This window comes from Pseudomonas costantinii (assembly GCF_001870435.1).
Taxonomy (GTDB): domain Bacteria; phylum Pseudomonadota; class Gammaproteobacteria; order Pseudomonadales; family Pseudomonadaceae; genus Aquipseudomonas; species Aquipseudomonas costantinii.
On sequence record NZ_MDDR01000007.1, the window covers coordinates 111,656 to 132,780 of the forward strand.

18 protein-coding genes are annotated in these 21,125 nt (G+C 51.6%); 5 read left to right on the forward strand and 13 right to left on the reverse strand.

Going from position 1 to position 21,125, the window contains the following annotated elements; translation table 11 throughout:
- Positions 1-8: 8 nt before the first annotated feature.
- From BFL40_RS05500 to BFL40_RS05555, 12 genes are all read right to left on the reverse strand, one after another.
- Complete coding sequence (locus BFL40_RS05500) at positions 9-1,016, reverse strand: lysylphosphatidylglycerol synthase transmembrane domain-containing protein (RefSeq protein WP_071482993.1); 1,008 nt, start codon at positions 1,014-1,016, stop codon at positions 9-11.
- Positions 1,017-1,237: 221 nt separating this feature from the next.
- Complete coding sequence (locus BFL40_RS05505; RefSeq protein WP_139213493.1) at positions 1,238-3,676, reverse strand: glycosyltransferase family protein; 2,439 nt, start codon at positions 3,674-3,676, stop codon at positions 1,238-1,240.
- Between the two features lie 29 nt (positions 3,677-3,705).
- Positions 3,706-4,509: a glycosyltransferase family 2 protein gene (locus BFL40_RS05510; protein WP_071482994.1), complete on the reverse strand. Its 804-nt coding sequence runs from the start codon at positions 4,507-4,509 to the stop codon at positions 3,706-3,708.
- A gap of 50 nt (positions 4,510-4,559) precedes the next feature.
- Positions 4,560-5,606, reverse strand: a complete 1,047-nt coding sequence (locus tag BFL40_RS05515; RefSeq protein WP_071482995.1) for an acyltransferase — start codon at positions 5,604-5,606, stop codon at positions 4,560-4,562.
- Positions 5,607-5,613: 7 nt separating this feature from the next.
- On the reverse strand, positions 5,614-6,993 hold the full coding sequence (locus tag BFL40_RS05520; protein WP_139213494.1) for an ABC transporter ATP-binding protein: 1,380 nt from the start codon (positions 6,991-6,993) through the stop codon (positions 5,614-5,616).
- 8 nt (positions 6,994-7,001) lie between these two features.
- Positions 7,002-7,799 carry an ABC transporter permease gene (locus BFL40_RS05525; RefSeq protein WP_071482997.1) on the reverse strand — a complete coding sequence of 266 codons (798 nt, stop codon included), beginning with the start codon at positions 7,797-7,799 and terminating at the stop codon, positions 7,002-7,004.
- Positions 7,796-9,019, reverse strand: a complete 1,224-nt coding sequence (locus tag BFL40_RS05530) for a glycosyltransferase (RefSeq protein WP_071482998.1) — start codon at positions 9,017-9,019, stop codon at positions 7,796-7,798. Before BFL40_RS05530 ends, BFL40_RS05525 begins: the two co-directional genes overlap by 4 nt.
- Positions 9,016-10,230, reverse strand: coding sequence for a glycosyltransferase family 4 protein (locus BFL40_RS05535; RefSeq protein ID WP_071482999.1), 1,215 nt, complete (start codon positions 10,228-10,230; stop codon positions 9,016-9,018). The genes BFL40_RS05530 and BFL40_RS05535 overlap by 4 nt, the downstream gene beginning before the upstream one ends.
- The gene (locus BFL40_RS05540; protein WP_071483000.1) at positions 10,227-11,810 is read right to left on the reverse strand and encodes a class I SAM-dependent methyltransferase; all 1,584 of its coding nucleotides are present in this window, start codon (positions 11,808-11,810) and stop codon (positions 10,227-10,229) included. Before BFL40_RS05540 ends, BFL40_RS05535 begins: the two co-directional genes overlap by 4 nt.
- 42 nt (positions 11,811-11,852) lie before the next feature.
- Positions 11,853-12,974, reverse strand: a complete 1,122-nt coding sequence (gene wecB, locus BFL40_RS05545) for a non-hydrolyzing UDP-N-acetylglucosamine 2-epimerase (protein WP_071483001.1) — start codon at positions 12,972-12,974, stop codon at positions 11,853-11,855.
- Positions 12,967-13,977, reverse strand: coding sequence for a polysaccharide biosynthesis protein (locus BFL40_RS05550; protein ID WP_071483002.1), 1,011 nt, complete (start codon positions 13,975-13,977; stop codon positions 12,967-12,969). Before BFL40_RS05550 ends, wecB begins: the two co-directional genes overlap by 8 nt.
- A 17-nt stretch (positions 13,978-13,994) precedes the next feature.
- Complete coding sequence (locus BFL40_RS05555) at positions 13,995-14,849, reverse strand: dTDP-4-dehydrorhamnose reductase family protein (RefSeq protein WP_071483003.1); 855 nt, start codon at positions 14,847-14,849, stop codon at positions 13,995-13,997.
- 499 nt (positions 14,850-15,348) lie between these two features.
- Here BFL40_RS05555 and BFL40_RS05560 point away from each other — a divergent pair, with 499 nt between their 5' ends.
- Positions 15,349-16,914: a methyl-accepting chemotaxis protein gene (locus BFL40_RS05560; RefSeq protein WP_071483004.1), complete on the forward strand. Its 1,566-nt coding sequence runs from the start codon at positions 15,349-15,351 to the stop codon at positions 16,912-16,914.
- Between the two features lie 85 nt (positions 16,915-16,999).
- Here BFL40_RS05560 and BFL40_RS05565 read toward each other — a convergent pair whose 3' ends face one another.
- Positions 17,000-17,692: an alpha/beta family hydrolase gene (locus BFL40_RS05565; RefSeq protein ID WP_071483005.1), complete on the reverse strand. Its 693-nt coding sequence runs from the start codon at positions 17,690-17,692 to the stop codon at positions 17,000-17,002.
- Between the two features lie 79 nt (positions 17,693-17,771).
- Between BFL40_RS05565 and ccoN the strand changes: the two genes are divergently transcribed.
- From ccoN to ccoP, 4 genes are read left to right on the forward strand one after another with little or no spacing between them, the layout of a single operon-like run.
- Positions 17,772-19,196, forward strand: coding sequence for a cytochrome-c oxidase, cbb3-type subunit I (gene ccoN, locus BFL40_RS05570; protein WP_071483006.1), 1,425 nt, complete (start codon positions 17,772-17,774; stop codon positions 19,194-19,196).
- 10 nt (positions 19,197-19,206) lie between these two features.
- Complete coding sequence (ccoO, locus tag BFL40_RS05575; RefSeq protein WP_017134815.1) at positions 19,207-19,815, forward strand: cytochrome-c oxidase, cbb3-type subunit II; 609 nt, start codon at positions 19,207-19,209, stop codon at positions 19,813-19,815.
- Positions 19,816-19,818: 3 nt separating this feature from the next.
- Positions 19,819-20,019 (forward strand): cbb3-type cytochrome oxidase subunit 3, encoded by a 201-nt coding sequence (locus BFL40_RS05580; protein WP_071483007.1) that lies wholly within the window; start codon positions 19,819-19,821, stop codon positions 20,017-20,019.
- Positions 20,016-20,963: a cytochrome-c oxidase, cbb3-type subunit III gene (gene ccoP, locus BFL40_RS05585; protein ID WP_071483008.1), complete on the forward strand. Its 948-nt coding sequence runs from the start codon at positions 20,016-20,018 to the stop codon at positions 20,961-20,963. Before BFL40_RS05580 ends, ccoP begins: the two co-directional genes overlap by 4 nt.
- The last annotated feature ends 162 nt before the right edge of the window (positions 20,964-21,125 follow it).

Here is a 21,125-nt window from a genome sequence, read left to right on the forward strand (position 1 = left end):
ATAAATTCCTAGGCGAGTTTTTCAGCACTCAAGCTCTTTGCCTTCTCACGATGTTTGTTTGTGCTGTAGAGCAGCGTAGCAATCATGCCTGGGATATTAACCAGCAACATCCCCACTCGAAAGCAGAAATAAATTGTAGCGAATGGCGCGACTCTATTGGACAACTCCACACACACTTTTGAAAACACAGACTCCCCGACGCCAAGCCCACCTGGCGTGATAGGAATCACAGAAAACAAGTTACCAAAAACTCCTGCGATCGCAGTAACTTCCGCATTTGCCGAGAACGTAAACATTGAAGAAATTACCACCATACCCGTAATCACAATACCGGTTGCGACCAGCGATGCAAACCAACAAACAAGCATGATCGGCCATGCACGGAAATACATGAGAAGTGTCAAACCAAATGGCTGAAGGTGATGTCGCATCTTTACCGGTAACCGGTCAATAATAGAAAACTTCAGTGCGATAAAAACACCCAGCATGAGCAATATAACGCCCACAAAAGACAGCACTACCAGTACTCGGAGTAAACCGATGTATTGATGATACTCTGAGTCTGGTGATACCGCCGCCGGCAAAAAAACTGAAACCAGCGTTGCAACAGACACCAAGCCCAGCATTGCAAAGACACGGTCTGTGACGATTGAAATAAGTGCAGTCGACCTTCCGCTTTCCAGAAGCCGAAAAATCTGTACGCCCTTTACTGCGTCACCACCTGCCGCACCAGGCAACCAAGTAGAAAAGAAGCTACCCATCAACTGAAGATTGAGAACTGTACTCAATGGAATAATATTATTAGTAGCCCTGAGCAATAACCACCAACGTACACCGCTTATTAATATCCCTAAAAACAGGCAGAGCAAAGCCGGCACAAATAGATCGAGGTGATCAAAAACCACCGCGATTGAGCCGAAATCCAGCTGACCGCTGTTCAGAAGCGCCACAACCAAAGCGCCTGCTAACAACAGCTTTATAATCAAAAAGATGTGGCTCTTTTTCAAATAACGCATAAGTCCCTACTATTAGCTTGTTTTTTGCTGACGCATGTTTTGGCATTTTATGCTAAGTACATATCATGCGCTGACAACCCTTGTTACGTCCATCAATAATCCCTTATTTCCCGTGCTTAACAAGGGCTTTTTAGCCATGGCCACCGATGCCCCGTCAGCAAACGCCCCATACCTGTAAGGAGGGCTTTCGCCTTCCTTTACAGGCCAAGGACAATTTCACGTCATCGAAACACTTCCAAGCCTCGTCTGAGCATTCTGTTTACGCTTCCTCGGCGAGCACCCAGCAGAATGAGCAGCAGTATGGTCAGTAGCGAAGCACCTATTGCCAAAGGCAAGGTCTTGGGTTGGTAGGTCATTTTAATCGTGTAATGCCCAGGAGGAACAACAACACCTCGAAATGTATTTTCGACTTTTATAATAGGCACACTGCCACCATTCAGAAGTGCGCTCCAGTTTGAGTGCCAGTTGTCAGAAAGCACTACCAAAGACTCTTCAGTGGCATTACCACTCAGTACAACTTCACCATTTCGGTATGAGTCTATGGACGCTGGAACAAGCGCGCTCTGAAAGTCGTCAGGAAGTCTCACATCTTCTTGACCCGCCAAGTCACCGAGCCGAATTGAAAAAGCTCTCGGCAGTACACGTTTGTTCTCAAGTACGGTTGTCGACGGCCCTTGATAAGCATTGACAAAGCCTTTGGAGAGCAACTCAGTAATGTAAACCGTGTAGGAGGTAGGTAGCAGTAGATACTTCACCCCGAGCAGATTGACCGAGTTCCAATTAATCGTATTTGTGGTCGGCTTATCTTGAATCAAAATAAATGACGGGAACGTCCCCCGCGGCGCAAGAACATCATTAAAACCAGGACGTTGATTATTGGCAAGGTTGAATGCCGAATAGAAGAAGTTGTTGTAGGCCGGCAAACTGCCTTGATTCATGGTGGTCACTTCTTGGATCTGATAAGCAGAACCCAGCTCTGGCACCAACCCCCCTTGCGCAAAATTCAGGGTTCTATAATTACCAATATTATCTTTGACAAACTGTACAGCCGCGGGCACTTTTTGAAAAATGTCACTTCGTTCAAAACGAATCATTTTCCCCCACACCATCAGCTCACATAGCATGGCAAGCATGACAACAGCAACCAGTGTATTGGCTAACTTGTTTGCATTTGGAAAGCGCTTGAAAACCAGCATCACCACGCCGATCAGCAATACAAGTGCGGCCATAAAATATAGCGAGTTTGTTTTATATTTAATGAACGGCTCACGCAACCCATAGACATCATAAAGATAGAATAGCGCGGAAAACAATATCGTAATGGTCAGCGCAAATGGCACCGTGCGGAAGTTTCGCGCCTGCAAATTGCTCATCCCAAAGCCAACCAGTATGACCATAGGAATCATTATGACCGGCCACCAGTACTGGCTACCAATATTCCCAACAATTGGAAGGTATGAGAAGAGCCAGTGGACCCAGAAAGGATCAAAGAGGCGCACAACCACAAAAATACAGCTGATGGCGCACAAATAGACTAGCCATTTAAACGGCCGCTCTATTTTTGCAACTGCACAGCTGGCTAATGCGATTGCAACTATTCCGCTATGAAAGACACTATTGCCCGTGAAGGAGCCTAAATTATCCCAAGAGGCCGCAGCAGCCTCTGTAGCGTTGTACGATTCGAAAAAATGCGAGGGCGAGAAAAATGAGGCCATGGCGTTTGGAAAACGTAGAGCCCAAAATACTCGTTTCGAATAATCTTCCAGTGTACCCAAGCTCTTTAAATTCTCTAAAAAGGGAAAATAAAGCGGCGCCAACAGTAGTATCGAAGCAACCAACCCCGCCCCCAGCATGGCAAGAACAAAAGCACCTTGCTTGATGGAGTACCGGCCATTCTGAATATGATTAAGCAGGTAGCCGACAATGATTATACCTACCGCGATTAAGCCGGTAATGGTAGTGGGCATGAACGTACAGGAGAAAAACAGTGCAAAAGCCAGCACCACCATACTCCAACTAAACACATTAAACCGCTCAATAAGCATCAACGCGGTATAAAGGCAAACAGGTATATAGAGGTAGCTTTGTGTTACGTTCGAGCCTAAGTTAGCTGTCAGGTACCCATTGAGCAAGTAAAATGTGGCAGCCGTTGCAGCCGCCATCGCTGACAGCCCAAACACCTCTCTTACCGTGCGATAAATGAAAAAAACACCAAAGTAAATGGCGATCATTATCGCGATATTGTAGCTAATGGAGCTTCCTCCAAATAAAGCACTTGCCAATGTCAGAGCGGAAAACTTCTGATCCACCAGCGCTTCCGGCCCTAGTGCACCGGCTGCGGAATAGGGATTCCAATAAGGCGACTCACCATTCTTGAGGGTGTGCGCCATAAACTCAATCATTGGATCAGACTGAAATGTCGCGCCCCCATTGTCGTTATACCCCGCCCACCAACCTGAAGTGTTTGGAATCGGGTAAACCGGCTTTAATTGCCCTCCCGTTATAGCCCCGGTCAATTGATCGGTGACGCGCAGGCTCGCACCGTTGAACAGAACGTCAGGGAAAACAGCCATAATTAGAAGCAACGCAACGAGGTACGCTTCTAAAATAGGCCGCCGCAAAGAAAATCTTCTTCTTAAGTTAAAAATGAAATTGGTCACGTTAGTTCCAAACTACTTATATGAAATATTCAGAACCAGTAAACAATTTTTGTTTTATGCAGGAACGCTCGAATCAAGCAATATCCGAATCCCAAACCTTCTTTGTGGAAAATAAATTTTGACACCCCACGCTCACGCACACCTTGTGCGCCTGCAATGTATTTAACTTCGCCCCCAATCAAGATGGATTTGAATGTAATTTCGGGGCTGATGCTGAACCGGTTTTGACTTAAGCCCACACCCAGTGTTTCCCTGCGACGGAACATCTTGAATGCATACGTGGAGTCAGGAATGTATTGTCCTAGCGCCAGCTTCACACCGATGCGGAAGAAAAACTGAAAAAACTTGTACTTAAAAGGTATTGTTCCGTCATCACCCGACTGAATATAGCGAGAGCATTGAGCCAAAATCGCGCCCTTCTCCATCTCTTCATAGAGGGCGGGAATCAGATGAATCGGGTCCACAGCATCGGCTGAAACAAAAATACAGTACCGACCGGTCCCATGAGCCGCGCCGTATCTAACAACAGCACCATAGCCTCGGCGGTGAAGAGAACGGCTGATCACACGCACGGGGAGCTGATCCTTATTTTTTTCACTCCATGCGGTTGCCAGACTGTAAGTCTCATCATCACTTTTATCATCAACTACAATGATTTCGGTGGTGAAATTTTTTCCGCCGACAGCCTCCTTAACACTGTCTAGGATGCCGACAATATTTTCGGCTTCATTCAGGCAGGGAATGACAATGGTCAAATCGATTGGGTCTTCAACCAACGAAGCCGTGTTCAATACACCTTCAGACGACACGTCCTGAATGTTATTAGTGCTCATGCTGTTCCCCTCTTCCTTAAATTCACTTGAGTTATATTATATATTTTTAACTAGCCGACCAATCGGGACGAATAAGGAATGGCGCGTGTCACTGCGGCGATTCCAAGGCTTACAAAAAACGTTGCCAACGACAAGCTCAGGATTGCGCTGAACGATGACATTGAAGCTAAACCAAGGGTAAATCCGAGCATCCCTGACTTTATCAACTCGATGACCAAAAGATGCATAAAATAGACCGGGAAGACAAGGCCCGAAAAAAAAGCAACCGGCCTGATCAGCCTTGGTGAAAGCTCTATTTTTCCGATCAGTAGAAATGCGGCAACTGAAGCGAGCATCACATTGGGGCTAAAATACTCCATTGCCGTTTCCACGGGAGCAGGAGCATCGGAATTCAAGTACCAACTTAGCAAAAAAGTAGTCGCGCTTGCCAAGCCGAGGACAATCAAGCTAAACCAAGAAGGTAGCGCTTTGAATACATTTGACTTGGACAGGTAAAAACCCAATAAAAAATAACCCGGCCAATGCAAAAAGTCAGTCAACACCAAGTGATTGAGAATTGGCTCATGGTCATATACTTTTATAGCGTTCGCCAAAAACCAAATACCAAAAAAATAAACGGCAAAACGCTTACTGGCAAGCAGCGCTACCGACAGAGGCTGAAGTATCGGCAGAACAACATACACCCCCATTATCATGTATACGAACCATAGGTGGTACATGACGGGGCCTTTCAAGGATTGCAAGAGCGCACCGGTAATACTCAGGGGGCGACCTTCCCAATAATTAACCCAAAAAACATAGATTACGCTCCAGAATGCAAGAGGAATGGCTACCTTGAGAAGCCTGGACATCACCCCCGTTAATGCACCAGAGCCCTCTCTTCCTAGCAGCAACGCCCCGGACAGCATTGCAAATAACGGGACGGCGACTCTCGCTACAGAATCCAATGCCGTGGCGGTTAAAAAACTCCCCAGGCTGATGCTCTTGGCGCTGTAAAATATTGGCGCCGAAACATGGATAATAATAACACCCAACATGGCTATAAGACGGCACGCGTCCGCCCAAGCCAATCGCCCCAATTCTTTTTGTTGTGTCATGTTTATACTACGCCCTGGAGGTGAGAGTTATTTTATCTAATGGCGCCCCGACTATCACGCCTTCAATGCTTGAAGCAACCACTTTAAATAGGACGGCATCGTGCATCCAATGCAATTGCACGTGTTCCTGCAAAGTGCCATTGGCGATAGCTGCAACAATCGAATAATCCCCCACCGCCAAAATAGGTAGTTTAAAGTGAAAACTGGCATCTACACCGTTCTCTGCGACCACTCTAACCGGTGATTTTTTATACGAGTGGTATGTGTTGCCGCCGATTAATGGTTGGCCCAATCGGTCTTTTATCGTGAACCCCATAATAGGCAAGTCGATATCATGCTTGGCTCGCGCTGATACTTTGACCACCACGGACATTCCCCCTTCACAAGCTATCAGGGGATGACCTGATTCATTTGTGAAACTCACCTTTACTATCTCTGCGCCACCTGTCCCAAATGCCGAAGACTGCTCATTAAAACCAAAGCTTTCAATTTCCTGAGCCCCCATAAAAAGGCTCCCATCGCTCGCGTTGACGATGAGCTGCTCTACAATACTGACTCTCGATTCATCTTCGGCATTTTCTTTGATATCGTGCTCAGCACTATTATCCGCTACCGAAGCTATATTATCCGCCCCCGTATGCTGCATATACTGCTGAGCGAAATAGTTCTCACAGACTTCCTTGGCGCTACCCGCCTGTCGAATAACCCCTCCTTCCAACCATATTGCATGATCACAGAAAGCGGTGACAGCGGCCAGGTCATGACTAACAAAAAGGATCGTGCCCGTCTCTTGGAACTGCCGAAGAAAACGCATGCATTTCTGCGCAAAAAAAGCATCGCCCACTGATAACGCTTCATCAATAATCAGAATGTCGGCATCGACGTGAGCAATGACGGAAAAAGCAAGGCGAGCCTGCATGCCGCTGGAGTAGGCTTTGACAGGCTGATCTATAAACTCCGCCAGTTCGGAAAAGTCGACTATTTTTTGAAAGCGTTCTTCAATGCACGATTTCTTCAGCTCAAACAGGCTGGCATAGAGATATATATTTTCCCGACCGCTGAACTCAGGATTAAAGCCCGAGCCTAACTCAAGCACGGCAGCAACTTTACCATTAACTTTTATTGAGCCTTTAGTGGCAGTCAATGTACCAGTCAGCAACTGCAGCAGCGTACTCTTACCCGCGCCGTTGCGCCCAATTACACCCACAGATTGCCCTTTCAGAACCTCGAAGCTCACGTTCTTTAACGCAAGAAAATCGCGATAATAGTTCCGCCGCCACCCGAAGAATATTTGCTTCAGGCGATCATGCGGCGCATCATAAATATGATAGGCCTTTTCCAAACCTACGACATCGATGACAGGGGGCGCTTTAATATCGCTGTTCATTTCAACACTCATAAAACGTCCGAGAAACCATGCCTAACAGACCTGAAAAAACGAAGCCCCAGAGAGCATATAAACAAGCTCACCGCTGTGTATATCAGCAACCCTTTAAAATCAGGTACAACCCCACTAATCAATACCAACCGACTTTGTTCCACAATAAACGTCAGCGGGTTCAACATAATGATGCTGCTTGCCCAAACAGGCAGCTTATCCAGCGGGTAGAGCACAGGTGAAAAAAACATTAACGCCTGGGTCACCACCACCGTCAGTTGAGCTATATCCCTCAGAAAAACGCCCAACGCACTTAAAAACCAAGTGATGCCTAACAGGCACAAAACCATGGGGGCGATCACAAAAGGCAGGAAGATAATGGTCCATTGCAAGCTGCCATTGACAACAAAAGCGATCACCATCCACGCAATCATACTCAACAAAAGTTGAAAGACTGCTGAACCTATAGGCACCCACACTAATAGTTCGACTGGAAATACAACTTTCTTTACAAAATTTGGGTTTGAGGTGATCAAATTCGGTGCCCGATTTACGCACTCGGCAAAAAAATTGAATACGATCAACCCAGGAAATAACATCAGTGCAAATCCGGTTATTCCCTCAACACCCGGCCAACGAGAAGGCAAGAAATAACCAAACACTACAGCGTACATTGCCAGCGTCAATAGAGGCGTAATCAAGGGCCATAGCACCCCCAATAGTGCGCCCTTGAACCGCATATCGATATCACGTCTGATTAATTGTTTAATGAGATCAAAATGTCGTACATGCGCGGTCAGGATATGTTGATTCATGTGGAAAGCCCCGCCGCAGCCTTCGTATGGTCACCCAAGAACGCCTGCAAAGACTCTTTCATACTCTCTAAGGTGAAATCTTTCATGAAGCACACGTGTCCATTTAGCGCATACCGCGCATAAGTATCCTCATCTTGGATAGCCCTCTCCAAGCAAGCAACGATGGTGCCCGTGTCCAAGGACTGACAAAGGTATCCAGCCTCGTTAGCCTCGATGTACCTGGCGGGTGATGCATACGATGGCGCATGGCAGAACACCGGCCGCCCGGCCGCAAAATAGGTGACCAATTTCGATGGAAAGCTATTACTGGACTCCTCTCGGTATTCCTCAGAAAACCAATAAGGCATGTACAGCAGATCTGAGTCCGCTAATAAGCGGATAGTTTCTTCCTGGCTTCTCCAGCCCAGGTACTCAAAGTTTGACGGGCTTTGAGTAAACGCGTTGAATCCGCCCCCCATTACCCGCACGCGAATCCGCCGCCCGGCTATCGTCCAGTTACAACCATTCAGGGCATATTGCAGGCATTGCCATTCAGTCTGCGCATAGAATTGACCAGCCATTGCGATAATAAACTCGTCGCGCGCGTGAGGCTGCGCTGCAGGTTTAAATGCAATCTCACGCGGCAGACCGGCAATAACAGGAACGTTGGCAACGTTATATTTTGCCGTGTAGTTTTCAGACATTGCCCATGACGCGGTTGCGCAGGACACGCTGCTCTTGAGGACGTTGTCAAACTCCTTTTGGAGACGGCGGCGCGTGAGTCCGTCAATCCGATTTGCCTGCAGCCACCAGCCAAAGGGGTCCCACACTTGTGTCAGTAACGGGACATTCAGCTTTTGCGTCAACTGACGCGCGAGCCGAACCATAGTCTGCCCCTGCAGCACCACCCAAACGGCGTCTACCTGTTGGGCCTTGGCGAACTCAACGATTTTAGGCAGCAAATCGTTGCGCACGCGTCCGGCCTGAAGTAGCTCGTAGGGAAATGCCGACAAGACACCTGCCCTAAGCGGTAAAACCCTGACTGACGCCTCCCTCGGCTTGGTCAAAATCAACTGCGGGACTGCATCGAGCTCAGCCGGTATCTCCGGCTTCAATGCCGGATTTACCACCGCACAGATTGCAATTTGGTCCTTGGGCAGAAAACTGACCAATCGTTCAAGCACCAAACCCGCAGTAAAGTTTCGACATGGCGGAATATCGGTAAGGAGCAGTAACTTCATTTAGCCGCGACCGTTTTATAAACCTCAGCCAAGCGCTGTGCATACAGCTCATCACCATAATGCTGTTCAGCGATCTCGCGCCCTTTACGTCCACGCTCAATTCGCTCATCCGGATTATCGATCAAACGTTGAAGTGCTTCATAAAGTGCCACCCCATCATGCATTGGGACGGAAATGCCCACATCAGGAGCAAAGGTCACTTCCGGTAATGAGGTGCCATCAAACACCACGACAGGCTTACCACATGCGAGCGCTTCAATGGCCATAACGCCAAACGCTTCCACAATGGAAGGCATCAGGAAAATATCCGAAGCTACAAACGCATCGCGAGCTTCCTCTTCGTTATTGGTCCAGCCCAATTCAACCAACTGGAAGCGATCAGAAAACCGCTCCATCAATCCTTTGCTATTAAGCGTCAGCAGGCAAATCGGTTGGTCTGTGCTAATGCGCTCCAACGCCTGGATAATGTAAGGCAAGCCCTTGAACTGGTTGTCCACTGCCCTGAAGCAAATGACCAATGCGTCGTCAGGTATGCCAAATCGCTTTCGGGCGTCCGGCGAAGCCGTCGGGGAGAAGAAGTCCAGGTCCAACCCGAACGGCACATGGTGGATGTCCACATCTTCGAATAATGGAGACGCTTCGACCATGTCACGCATCCACTGGGAAGCCACAATCACATCGAACTTGGATTTTCTGTAAGAGCGCTTTTTGTAGTTGAACAAAAATCGCGTTGTATCCCGGAGCAAGGGAAAGTGGATATTCAAATCTGGGCAACTGCCGCAACCCGTCTTCCAACGTTCGCATTCAAATGGGTAGATACAGTGCCCGGTCATCGCCCAAGGATCGTGCAAGGTCCAAACGGTCGGCTTTCGTCTGGTGATCTCAGGAAGATGAGAAAGACTCATGAATCCCGAATGAATAATATGCAAGTGCAGGACATCCGCCTCTTTAAAAGCAGGCATCTTCATCATCTGTTTAGCATGGGGGTAAAACATGGACTGCATTGAGGTAAGGCGCTCAACGCGGTTGACAATTCGGTTTATTTTTCTGGTCGAATCACCTTCAAAGGTCAACACTTCCGGGTTCTGCGTATCTTTCTCCCACACAAGATGCTGGGATTCAATATCATGCTTCTTTAACAGAGGCGTTATGGACAGTCCGTTAAAACGCCGTCCTGGCGACTCATAGCCATTCACTTGCAGAATTTTCATTTACGGAGCGAACCTAATTTTAGAGCTACTTTCGAAATAAGACTATTGGAAATCAATGTTTCGCGACGAACCAAATCAACTTCCTTTTCAGCCAGTTCTTTTTCTTGGGCTGCAAGACGCGCCTGCTCTTCCACGATACCCACTTCGCGCTCTTGAACAGCGCGTTCCAGACTGGCCAAGGCCGTCGCTCGCTGAGCAAGTTGCGCTTCAATCTCCACGATACTTAGTTCATGGGCCGTGAGCTGCGCTTCTTTTTCAGAAATAGCCATTTCGCGTCGATGGATGTTTTGCTCACCGATGGAAATTTCTTGATTACGCCGCACTAGCTCTTCATGAATTCCGTTGAGGTTGGTCTCGTGATTAGACAACTGCGCTTGTTTCTCGACAACGAGGGCTTCACGGCGTTGAAGGTCTGATACTGCTTCAGAAATGGCCTCTTTACGCCGATTAAGTTCAGCCTCAATACCCTGTAAATTGATCTCGTGCGTATTCAGCTGTGCTTCTTTTTCGAGGACGTGGGTCTCTCGGCTCAGGATTCTGCTTTCTGCCTCAGCAATAATCACTTGCCGCGGGCCCAGGTCGGCCTCAATACCGACAAGGTTTGCCTCATGATCGAGCAACTGCTGCTCTTTTTCCTCGATCGTAAGTTCGCGGTCAGTGAGAGCGGCTCCGATACCATTCAGATTCACTTCATGGGTGGCGAGTTGCGACTCCTTTTGCACGATCCATGCTTCACGCCGAAGAACATCTTTTTCCATGTTTATCAGGTTGGCATGATGATTTTCCAGCTGCACTTCTTTTTCAGCCAGCTGGGTTTGTTTTTGAACAGAAAGCAGCTCAGCTGTCTGAATACTCGCCTCGAGTGATTCGATACCCAAATTCTGCAAAAACTCGGGCTTCCAAGCGGCGACCGGGAAATCGATAAGCTCTCTCACAGACTCCAGATGAAGCGCACTGGAAATACAAATAATAGAGTTAGGTGGACTGTCCTCAGTACGGGTCAATTCAGTGACGCCATCCAACCCCTCATAAAAGAACTCCTTATTGGGATAACCATCGAAATGCTCTTCTTTTATGCGATGTACAAGATGATGAATATTACCCTCCGACTCATTGAAAGGTACGTTTACCATCAGGCGACGGCGGCACTCAATTCTTAACGCAAAATTTAACCCGTTCTCTACGTGCTCAAGCGCGTGGCGTGAGACAACATAATCAAAGCTCTTTGATTGACTGACATACGTCTCAGCATCACAGTTGATATACTCGATATTTTTCGAGCCGTAGTTTTCTTTTGCATACTGAACAGACTCAATACTCGGATCAATACCCACAATTTTGGCCCCGAGAACAGCCTCAAGCATGTAGGTACCGTGACCGGTCCCGCACCCAATATCAAGGATCGTAATGCCAGACTCTATGAGCGAAGGGTTTTTCCGAATATCAGATTCGATAATGTCACGAAACAGCTGATAACTGCTTTTATGGCGAACAATCTCTGCGCGATCATGAGTTTCTCCTGGTACCAGACGCTCTCCTGCGTTATATATTGCGTCCAGCGTCTCAGTATCTGTACTCATATCATATATCTCACTGATTCTTTATGTATATGGGTTTTCCAATCACTTGGACCAAACTGTCCTATTAATAAAGTCGACATAGCTCAATACAACACGCAATACTTTCTGTGAAACAACGCCCCCCTCATAATCCGGAACGACACGCGGAACAACGCCGTCTCGGTGCTGGCTTGTCACGATGCGGACCGCATCTAGAACGCGCTCGGATTTCAAACCGCTCATTATCAGCGTGCCTTGGTCCATGCCTTCGGGGCGCTCGTGAGCATTACGAATCGTGATAGCGGCAAGGTTGAGCAGTGACGCCTCTTCGGTAATCGTACCGCTGTCCGACAGCACGCAAAACGCTTCCATCTGCAAACGGATGTAGTCAAAGAACCCAAAAGGCTTGAGGAACTGAATTCTCGGGTCTAGACCTTCCATACCCAGTGCTTCCAAGCGCTGCCGAGTGCGTGGGTGAGTAGAAACGATCACGGGTTTGTCGTAGGTGTTTACTAACGCCTGCAAGGTATCAAGCAAGTCCTGTAAGTTTGCAGGCGTATCAACGTTTTCCTCTCGATGAGCGCTGACAACAAAGAACTCTTTAGGCTTCAACTCGAGCTTTTTCAAAATCTCGGAATGTGCAATCTTAGGCTTGAAGTACTCCAGTACTTCCTGCATATGGGAGCCGGACTTGATAATGCGGTCAGGGGGAATCCCCTCATCCAGCAAGTAACGACGAGCATGCTCTGTCAATACAAGATTGATGTCGCTCAGGTGATCCAGGACTTTACGGTTAAGCTCTTCAGGTACACGCTGATCGAAACAGCGATTACCGGCTTCCATATGAAACACCGGAATCTTTCTACGCTTCGCCGCGATCACCGATAAGCAGGAGTTAGTGTCTCCGTAGAGAAGCAAGGCGTCAGGCTTCTCCACGTCCATCACTTCGTCAGCTTTTTCAATGACACGGGCGATGGTCTGCGCGGCGTTACTGCCTACGGCGCCCAAAAAATAATCAGGCTTGCGAATATCCAGATCATCAAAGAAAACCTGGTTTAATTCATAATCAAAATTTTGCCCAGTGTGTACCAGAATATGCTGGGTGTGCTCATCAAACTCTGCAATGACCCTGGACATCTTGATCAACTCAGGACGCGTTCCGACAATTGTCATGACCTTAAGCATTGAGTTGCCCCTGAATGTATGGCAGTTTTAATAGCAATTGTTTGACACCATCAACATTCAGTTGAACAGTATTATGTGACGTGTAGTCGTCGGAACCCGCAATACCGAGCTCTCCCTCTACAACAAACTTTGCGTAGTTAAGATCCCGATTATCGGCTGGAACGCGATAGTACTGACCCATGTCTTCTGCTTTTGCCAGTTCCTCACGAGAAACGAGCGACTCGTAGAGTTTTTCGCCATGGCGTGTACCGATAATACGAATCTCGTTGTTCTTCTCGAACAGCTCTTTCAGCGCTTGGGCAAGCACCTCAATAGTCGACGCCGGTGCTTTCTGAACAAAGATATCGCCTTGACGACCGTGCTCGAATGCATGCAGCACCAAGTCCACAGAGTCCTCAAGGGACATCAGGAATCGGGTCATGGTCGGGTCGGTAATGGTAATCGACTTACCTTCCTTCAACTGCTCAATAAAGAGCGGTATTACTGAACCGCGAGATGCCATTACGTTCCCGTAGCGTGTGGCACAGAAAACCGTTTCACCACTGGACTGCATTCTTGCCTTGGCAACCATGAGTTTCTCCATCATTGCCTTGGAGATCCCCATCGCATTGATTGGATAAACCGCTTTGTCAGTGCTCAGTACGATGACCCGCTCAACCTGATTGTCAATGGCCGCCTTCATCACGTTCTCGGCACCCAGCACGTTCGTCCGAATAGCCTCCATTGGGTAGAACTCGCAGGATGGCACTTGTTTGAGTGCTGCTGCGTGAAACACGTAATCTACGCCTTTCATAGCGCCGCGAATGCTGTCGTAATCGCGAACGTCCCCAATGTAGAACTTCAACTTGGGATTGTTTAAAGCAATCCGCATATCTTCTTGTTTCTTCTCATCACGGCTGAAGATGCGAATTTCTTTCACATCCGTTTTGAGAAAACGATTCAAGACAGCGTTGCCAAACGAACCGGTACCACCAGTAATCATTAAAACTTTGTTATCGAACATCGCCAGACACCTGAAAATTAGTTGAAATCATGCATGTATTTGACCAGAGCCGGCCACTCCGGGGCAACGTACCCGGTCGCCATCCGAAATCGACTGGAGTCCAGCGAGCGATCGATAGAAAGTTCATCTGAAGGTGTGATATCGATGTCTTTCTTGTACACGTCAGCGATCAGACTTAACAGCTCGTACTTATTTATTGGCTGTGCAGAAACGTGGTAAAGACCATGCAGCTCGGGATGAGGCAGCACATAATCATTTATTACCCTGGCGAGCTCCATCGTTGGCAACCCGGAAAAAACCGCCCGAGTAAAACCCTTGACCTGCCCCTGTTGGGCAAGGAACCAACCGACAAGACTACGCTGACCCGCAAGCTCCTTGCCAATGATCGAGGTACGCAATGTAATCGCGTGCGGATAGTCAACTTCGCCCAGAAGTTTGGACCGACCGTACAAATCGTAGGCGTCTGGGAAATCCGATTCGAGGTATCCGCCCTTCGATCCCGAAAAAACGCAGTCGGTACTTATATGTACCAAGCGAGCGTCGGTAGCCTTACACAAGGCGGCCAGTCGATGAGGAAGCAGCGTATTGATGGGAACGGCTTGTAGAGGATCATTTGCATCAGCGAGTTGCTTTACCAGCCCCACACAGTTCACGACGACGTCTGGCTGGATACTGCCGAAGGCTTTTATAAGGGAATCTTGGCTTTCAACATCAATTCCGAAGACTAGCTTCTCGGCCAGAGCTCCAGAGAAATGGCTACGAGCACTTTCGCTTCGGGCTGTACCAAAAACACTCAAACCAGGATTAGCAGAAAGCACGCGGTACACCGCGTTGCCTAGCATCCCAGAAACCCCCAAAACCATGACTTTCATTGCATTATTCCCCACGTCCCTGCCACTAAAAAGCCGTTCAACGCCTAGCGTGACCCGACACATTCTGCTGAAGTCTTCGAACGGAGCAGCAAAAAACATCACTACCAACGGACAACACGCGCAACGCGGTGTTCGCACATTTTTGAAATGTTTTCAGTTATTCCACCCAGCCTTCGCGAAAGTCAATCATCAGGCTTGGAGGCCCCAAGCCCATCGCTATGGCGCGCAATCCGTTTTATGTGGGCGTTTGCTATTTATGCGCCACACACCAAACGGCCCATTTTAATGATAATGTTTCGATAATAAAACAATGAAACACAAAAAGTGCCCCATTAGCGCTTTAGCGCGGTGTTCTCGGCCCCAGGCATCCAAATTCCTCACAAATTTGACAACAACAGTGGGCTACTTAGCATCCTGTGCGGCAATTATTACAAAAATTGTACTAAATAAACCCTCGCGACGGCCGACACCCCTTCAAAGCCTTGTGGATTGAACAATCATGCGTAATAACCAACCCGTTACCCAGCGCGAACGTACCTTCCCCGCCCAGCAACGGTTGATCTCCACCACAGACGCTAAAGGTGTCATCACCTACTGCAACGACGCCTTCGTCGAAATCAGTGGGTTCACCCGCGACGAACTGATCCGTGCTCCGCACAACCTGGTGCGTCACCCGGATGTGCCGTCGGCCGTGTTCGCACACATGTGGTCCACGCTCAAACAAGGCTTGCCATGGATGGGCATCGTTAAGAACCGCTGCAAGACCGGTGATCACTACTGGGTTAACGCCTATGTGACGCCCGTCTTCGATGGCAATCAGGTGGTCGGCTACGAGTCGGTGCGCATCAAGCCCACCGCCGAGCAGATACGCCGGGCCGAAGCGCTCTATCAACGCATCAACCAGGGCAAGTCTGCCGTTCCTCAGCGGGACAAGTGGCTGCCGGTCTTGCAGGATTGGCTGCCATTTATCCTGGTCAGCCAACTGAGCTTTATGATCGGCGCGTCGCTCAACTCCCACTGGGGCTTTGCCTTGGCCGCAGGGTTGTCGGTGCCGCTGGGCCTGCTCGGCCTGAGCTGGCAACAGCGCGGCCTCAAGCGCTTGCTGCGCTTGGCTGAGCAGACCACGTCCGATCCCTTGATCGCGCAGATGTACACCGACAGCCGTGGCGCTCAAGCGCGACTGGAGATGTCGATCCTCAGCCAGGAAGCGCGTCTGAAGACGTGCCTTACACGCCTGCAGGACACCGCCGAGCACCTCAACGACCAGGCGGCGCAGTCCAACACCCTGGCGCATAACAGCTCCAGCGGCCTGGAACGCCAACGTGTGGAAACCGAACAGGTGGCCACGGCGGTCAATCAGATGGCAGCGACTACCCAGGAAGTCGCCAGCCATGTGCAACGCACCGCTGACGCCACCCAGGAAGCCAATCGCCTGACCGGTCGCGGCCGCGACATCGCCGGAGAAACCCGCGAGGCGATCCAGCGCTTGTCCGTCGCCGTGGGTGAAACCGGTGTGACCGTCACTCAGTTGGCCAAAGACAGCGATGAGATCGGCGGCGTGGTCGACGTTATCAAGGGCATTGCCGACCAGACCAACCTGCTGGCACTGAACGCCGCCATCGAAGCGGCGCGCGCCGGTGAAATGGGCCGTGGTTTTGCGGTGGTGGCTGACGAAGTACGTCAACTGGCGCAACGCACCGCGGAATCCACCGGGCAGATCCATGCCCTGATCGCCAAGCTGCAGCAAACCGCCAGCGCCGCGGTACAAACCATGGACGCCGGGCATCGCCAGGCCGAAGAAGGTGTGGCGCGGGTGATGGAGGCGGATCAGGCGTTGGTGGGTATCAGTGAAGCAGTGGCCAATATCACTGACATGACCACCCAGATTGCGGCGGCGACCGAAGAGCAAAGCGCGGTGGCCGAAGAGATCAGCCGTAACATCAGCACGATTGCGCTGTTGGCGGACCAGACTTCGGAACAGGCGTTGAACTCGGCGCAGTTGAGTGAAGAGCTGACGCATACCGCGAATACTCAGTACTCGCTGGTAGAGCGTTTCAACCGGTAGACCGCTAATCGCCGGCAAGCCAGCTCCCACATTTTGAATGGGCTCACAAAACAAAATGTGGGAGCTGGCTTGCCGGCGATGGGCCCTACAGGGCAGCGAGAAACCCGGCCACTTGCACCGCAGCAGCCTCCAGATGCTGCTCATGACTAAACCCCGACGCCTTCAACGGCTTCAAGTCATGATCCCCCGCCACCAGCCACATCACCTCGATGCTCGGCGACAACTCATACCCCTCCACCGCAGCCCGATTACCCAACGCATCGCGCTCACCCTGCACAATCAACGTCGGAGTCCTCAGCCCGGCCAGATGCTCGACCCGTGGTTTTTCCGGTTTGCCCACCGCATAGAACGGATAGCCCAGGCACACCAGTCCATCAGCCTCTAACTCATCGGCCAAGAGACTGGCCATACGCCCGCCCATGGACTTGCCGCCGACGGCCAATTTCCCAGCGACATGACGTCGCACCTCGGCGTACACCTCACGCCAGGCTTCCAACAGTTTCGGCGCCGGGTTCGGTGGGCGTTTGCCGCCATCCACTCGACGCTGGGCCATGTAGGGAAACTCGAAGCGCAACACGTTCACGCCATGCCCGGCAAGGCGTGCAGCCATGTCGTTCATGAAAGATGAGTCCATCGGTGCGCCGGCACCGTGGGCCAGGATCAACGTCACGGGCTCGACCGAAGCAGCCCTCGACGCGACATCCCACAGCCAGCCGCGTTCCCTCACACAGTGCGCCCATTGATCCCCGTCAATACTGGCCTTGTGCTCTTTGCCCATGCTTGCCTCGCTTTTTAGTCTGCCTATAACTCCAGCCCAAGTGCCGCATTTGCTTGGGTTGAACCGTGGATGGGGAACCATGAACACTACTTTAAGTACCGCCTATAACTACAAGGTGGTCCGCCAATTCGCCATTATGACGGTGGTGTGGGGCATCGTCGGCATGGGGCTCGGGGTTTTTCTCGCCGCCCAATTGGTTTGGCCTGCACTCAACTTCGATTTGCCCTGGACCAGCTTCGGCCGCCTGCGCCCGCTGCACACCAACGCGGTGATCTTCGCCTTTGGTGGTTGCGCGCTGTTCGCCAGCTCCTTTTACTCGGTACAACGTACCTGCCAGACACAGCTGTTCGCGCCGAAAATCGCCGCATTCTGCTTTTGGGGCTGGCAGTTGGTGATTGTGCTGGCCGCCATCAGCTTGCCGCTGGGCTACACCACCTCCAAGGAATATGCCGAGCTGGAATGGCCGATCGCCATTTTGATCGCCATCGTCTGGGTAGCCTACGGCGTCGTGTTCTTCGGCACGGTGATGAAGCGCAAGACCAAGCACATCTACGTTGGTAACTGGTTCTTCGGTGCCTTCATCATCACCGTGGCCATCCTGCATATCGTCAACCACGCCTCCCTGCCGGTGAGCTGGACCAAGTCCTACTCGGCCTACGGCGGTGCGACGGATGCCATGGTGCAGTGGTGGTACGGCCATAACGCGGTAGGCTTTTTCCTCACCGCAGGCTTCCTCGGGATGATGTACTACTTCGTGCCGAAACAGGCCGAGCGTCCGGTGTACTCCTATCGCTTGTCTATTGTGCACTTCTGGGCATTGATCACCCTGTACATCTGGGCCGGCCCTCACCACTTGCACTACACCGCGCTGCCGGACTGGGCACAGTCCCTGGGCATGGTGATGTCGCTGGTACTGCTGGCACCCAGTTGGGGCGGCATGATCAACGGCATGATGACCCTGTCGGGCGCCTGGCATAAGTTGCGCAGCGACCCGATCCTGCGCTTCCTCGTGGTTTCCCTGGCCTTCTACGGCATGTCGACCTTCGAAGGGCCGATGATGGCCATCAAGACCGTCAACGCCCTCTCCCACTACACCGACTGGACCATCGGCCACGTACACGCCGGCGCCCTCGGTTGGGTGGCGATGATCTCCATCGGCGCGCTGTACCACATGATCCCGAAAGTCTTCGGTCGCGAGCAGATGTACAGCCTCGGCCTGATCAACGCGCACTTCTGGCTGGCCACCATCGGCACCGTGCTCTACATCGCCTCGATGTGGGTCAACGGCATCGCCCAGGGCCTGATGTGGCGTGCAGTCAACGAAGACGGCACCTTGACCTACTCCTTCGTCGAAACCCTGGTGGCCAGCCATCCTGGCTTCATCGTGCGGCTGGTGGGCGGGGCGATCTTCCTCAGCGGCATGTTGCTGATGGCTTACAACACATGGCGCACCGTGCGTTCGGCACAGCCTGTCGAAGTCGCCGCTGCGGCGCAGATGGCCTGAGGAGTCAGTGATGAAACATGAAACGATTGAAAAGAACGTCGGCCTGCTGATGTTGCTGATGGTGCTCGCCGTGAGCATCGGCGGCCTGACCCAGATCGTCCCGCTGTTCTTCCAGGACGTGACCAATAAGCCGGTGGAAGGCATGAAACCCTACACCGCGCTGCAGTTGGAAGGCCGCGACATCTATATCCGCGAAGGCTGTGTGCAGTGCCATTCACAGATGATCCGCCCGTTCCGCGCCGAGACCGAGCGCTACGGCCACTACTCGGTGGCGGGCGAAAGCGTGTGGGACCACCCATTCCTGTGGGGTTCCAAGCGCACCGGGCCGGACCTGGCCCGCGTCGGCGCACGTTACTCGGACGACTGGCACCGCGCGCACTTGTACAACCCGCGCAACGTGGTACCCGAGTCGAAAATGCCGGCCTACCCGTGGCTGGTCACCGCCCCGGTCGACAGCAGCCACACCGAGACCAAGTTGAAAGTGATGCGCACCCTCGGCGTGCCGTACACCGACGACGACATCAGTGGCGCAGTCGCCAGTCTCAAGGGCAAGACCGAAATGGACGCGCTGGTTTCCTACCTGCAAGTGCTCGGCACTGCCATTAAGAGCAAGAGGTGAGCCATGGGATTTGAATTCGATGCGGGCACCATCCGCGGCCTTGGCACGCTGGTGGTCGCCATCGCCTTTATCGGCCTGTCGCTGTGGGTGTTCAACAACCGGCGCAATGCGGAATTCGAGCAGGCACGCCTGCTGCCGTTCGCCGATGAACCTTCTCCATCCGACGCTCAAGAAGAGCCTGCAACAAGGAGCACTCGGCCATGACTACGTTTTGGAGTACATGGATCTGCGTATTGACCCTCGGCAGCCTTATCGGCCTGACCTGGCTGTTGATCGGCACCCGCAAGGGCGAGACCAAAGGCAGCGTCGACCAGACCATGGGGCACGCTTTCGACGGTATCGAGGAATACGACAACCCGCTGCCCCAGTGGTGGTTCATGCTGTTCGCCGGCACTTTGGTGTTTGCGGTCGGCTACCTGATCCTCTACCCGGGCCTGGGCAACTGGAAAGGCGTATTGCCCGGTTATGAAGACGGCTGGACCCAAACCAAGGAATGGGACAAGGAAATGGCCAAAGCCGATGCCAAGTTCGGGCCGATCTTCGCCAAATTCGCGGCCATGCCGGTGGAAGAAGTCGCCAAGGACCCGCAAGCGCTGAAAATGGGCGGTCGCCTGTTCGCCTCCAACTGTGCGGTGTGCCACGGCTCGGATGCCAAGGGCGCCTACGGCTTCCCCAATCTGGCGGACAACATCTGGCGCTGGGGCGGCTCCGCCGAAACGATCAAGGCCACCATCCTCAACGGTCGTCACGCGGCAATGCCGGCCTGGGGCGAGATGCTGGGCGATGACGGCGTGAAGAACGTCGCAGCCTATGTGCGCCACGACCTGGCCAAGCTGCCCTTGCCGGCCGACAGCACCGCCGACCTGGCCGCCGGCCAAGCCGCGTTCAACACCACCTGCGTGGCATGCCACGGTCCGCAAGGACACGGCATGGAAGCCATGGGTGCGCCAAACCTGACCGAGCCTGCCGGCTTTATCTACGGCACCAGCCTGGCACAGTTGCAGCAGACCATCCGCCATGGCCGCCAAGGCCAGATGCCTGCGCAGGAAGCGCTGCAAGGCAATGACAAAGTGCATCTGCTGGCCGCCTACGTTTACAGCCTGTCCCACACCGCTGAAGGCGCAATGCCGGAAAGCCAAGCCGAGTAACCGTTGCCCCTTGAACTGCCGCCTCTGATCAGAGTGCGGCAGCTCAAGCTTTTTTCGCGACCAAGTGTCGCACCCTTCCAAAGCCCAACTTTCCCCTCCTGCCATTCGGGTCTACGCTTGTTCCCACAGTGGATCGGTATTGGCCGGTCGACGGCCGATTTG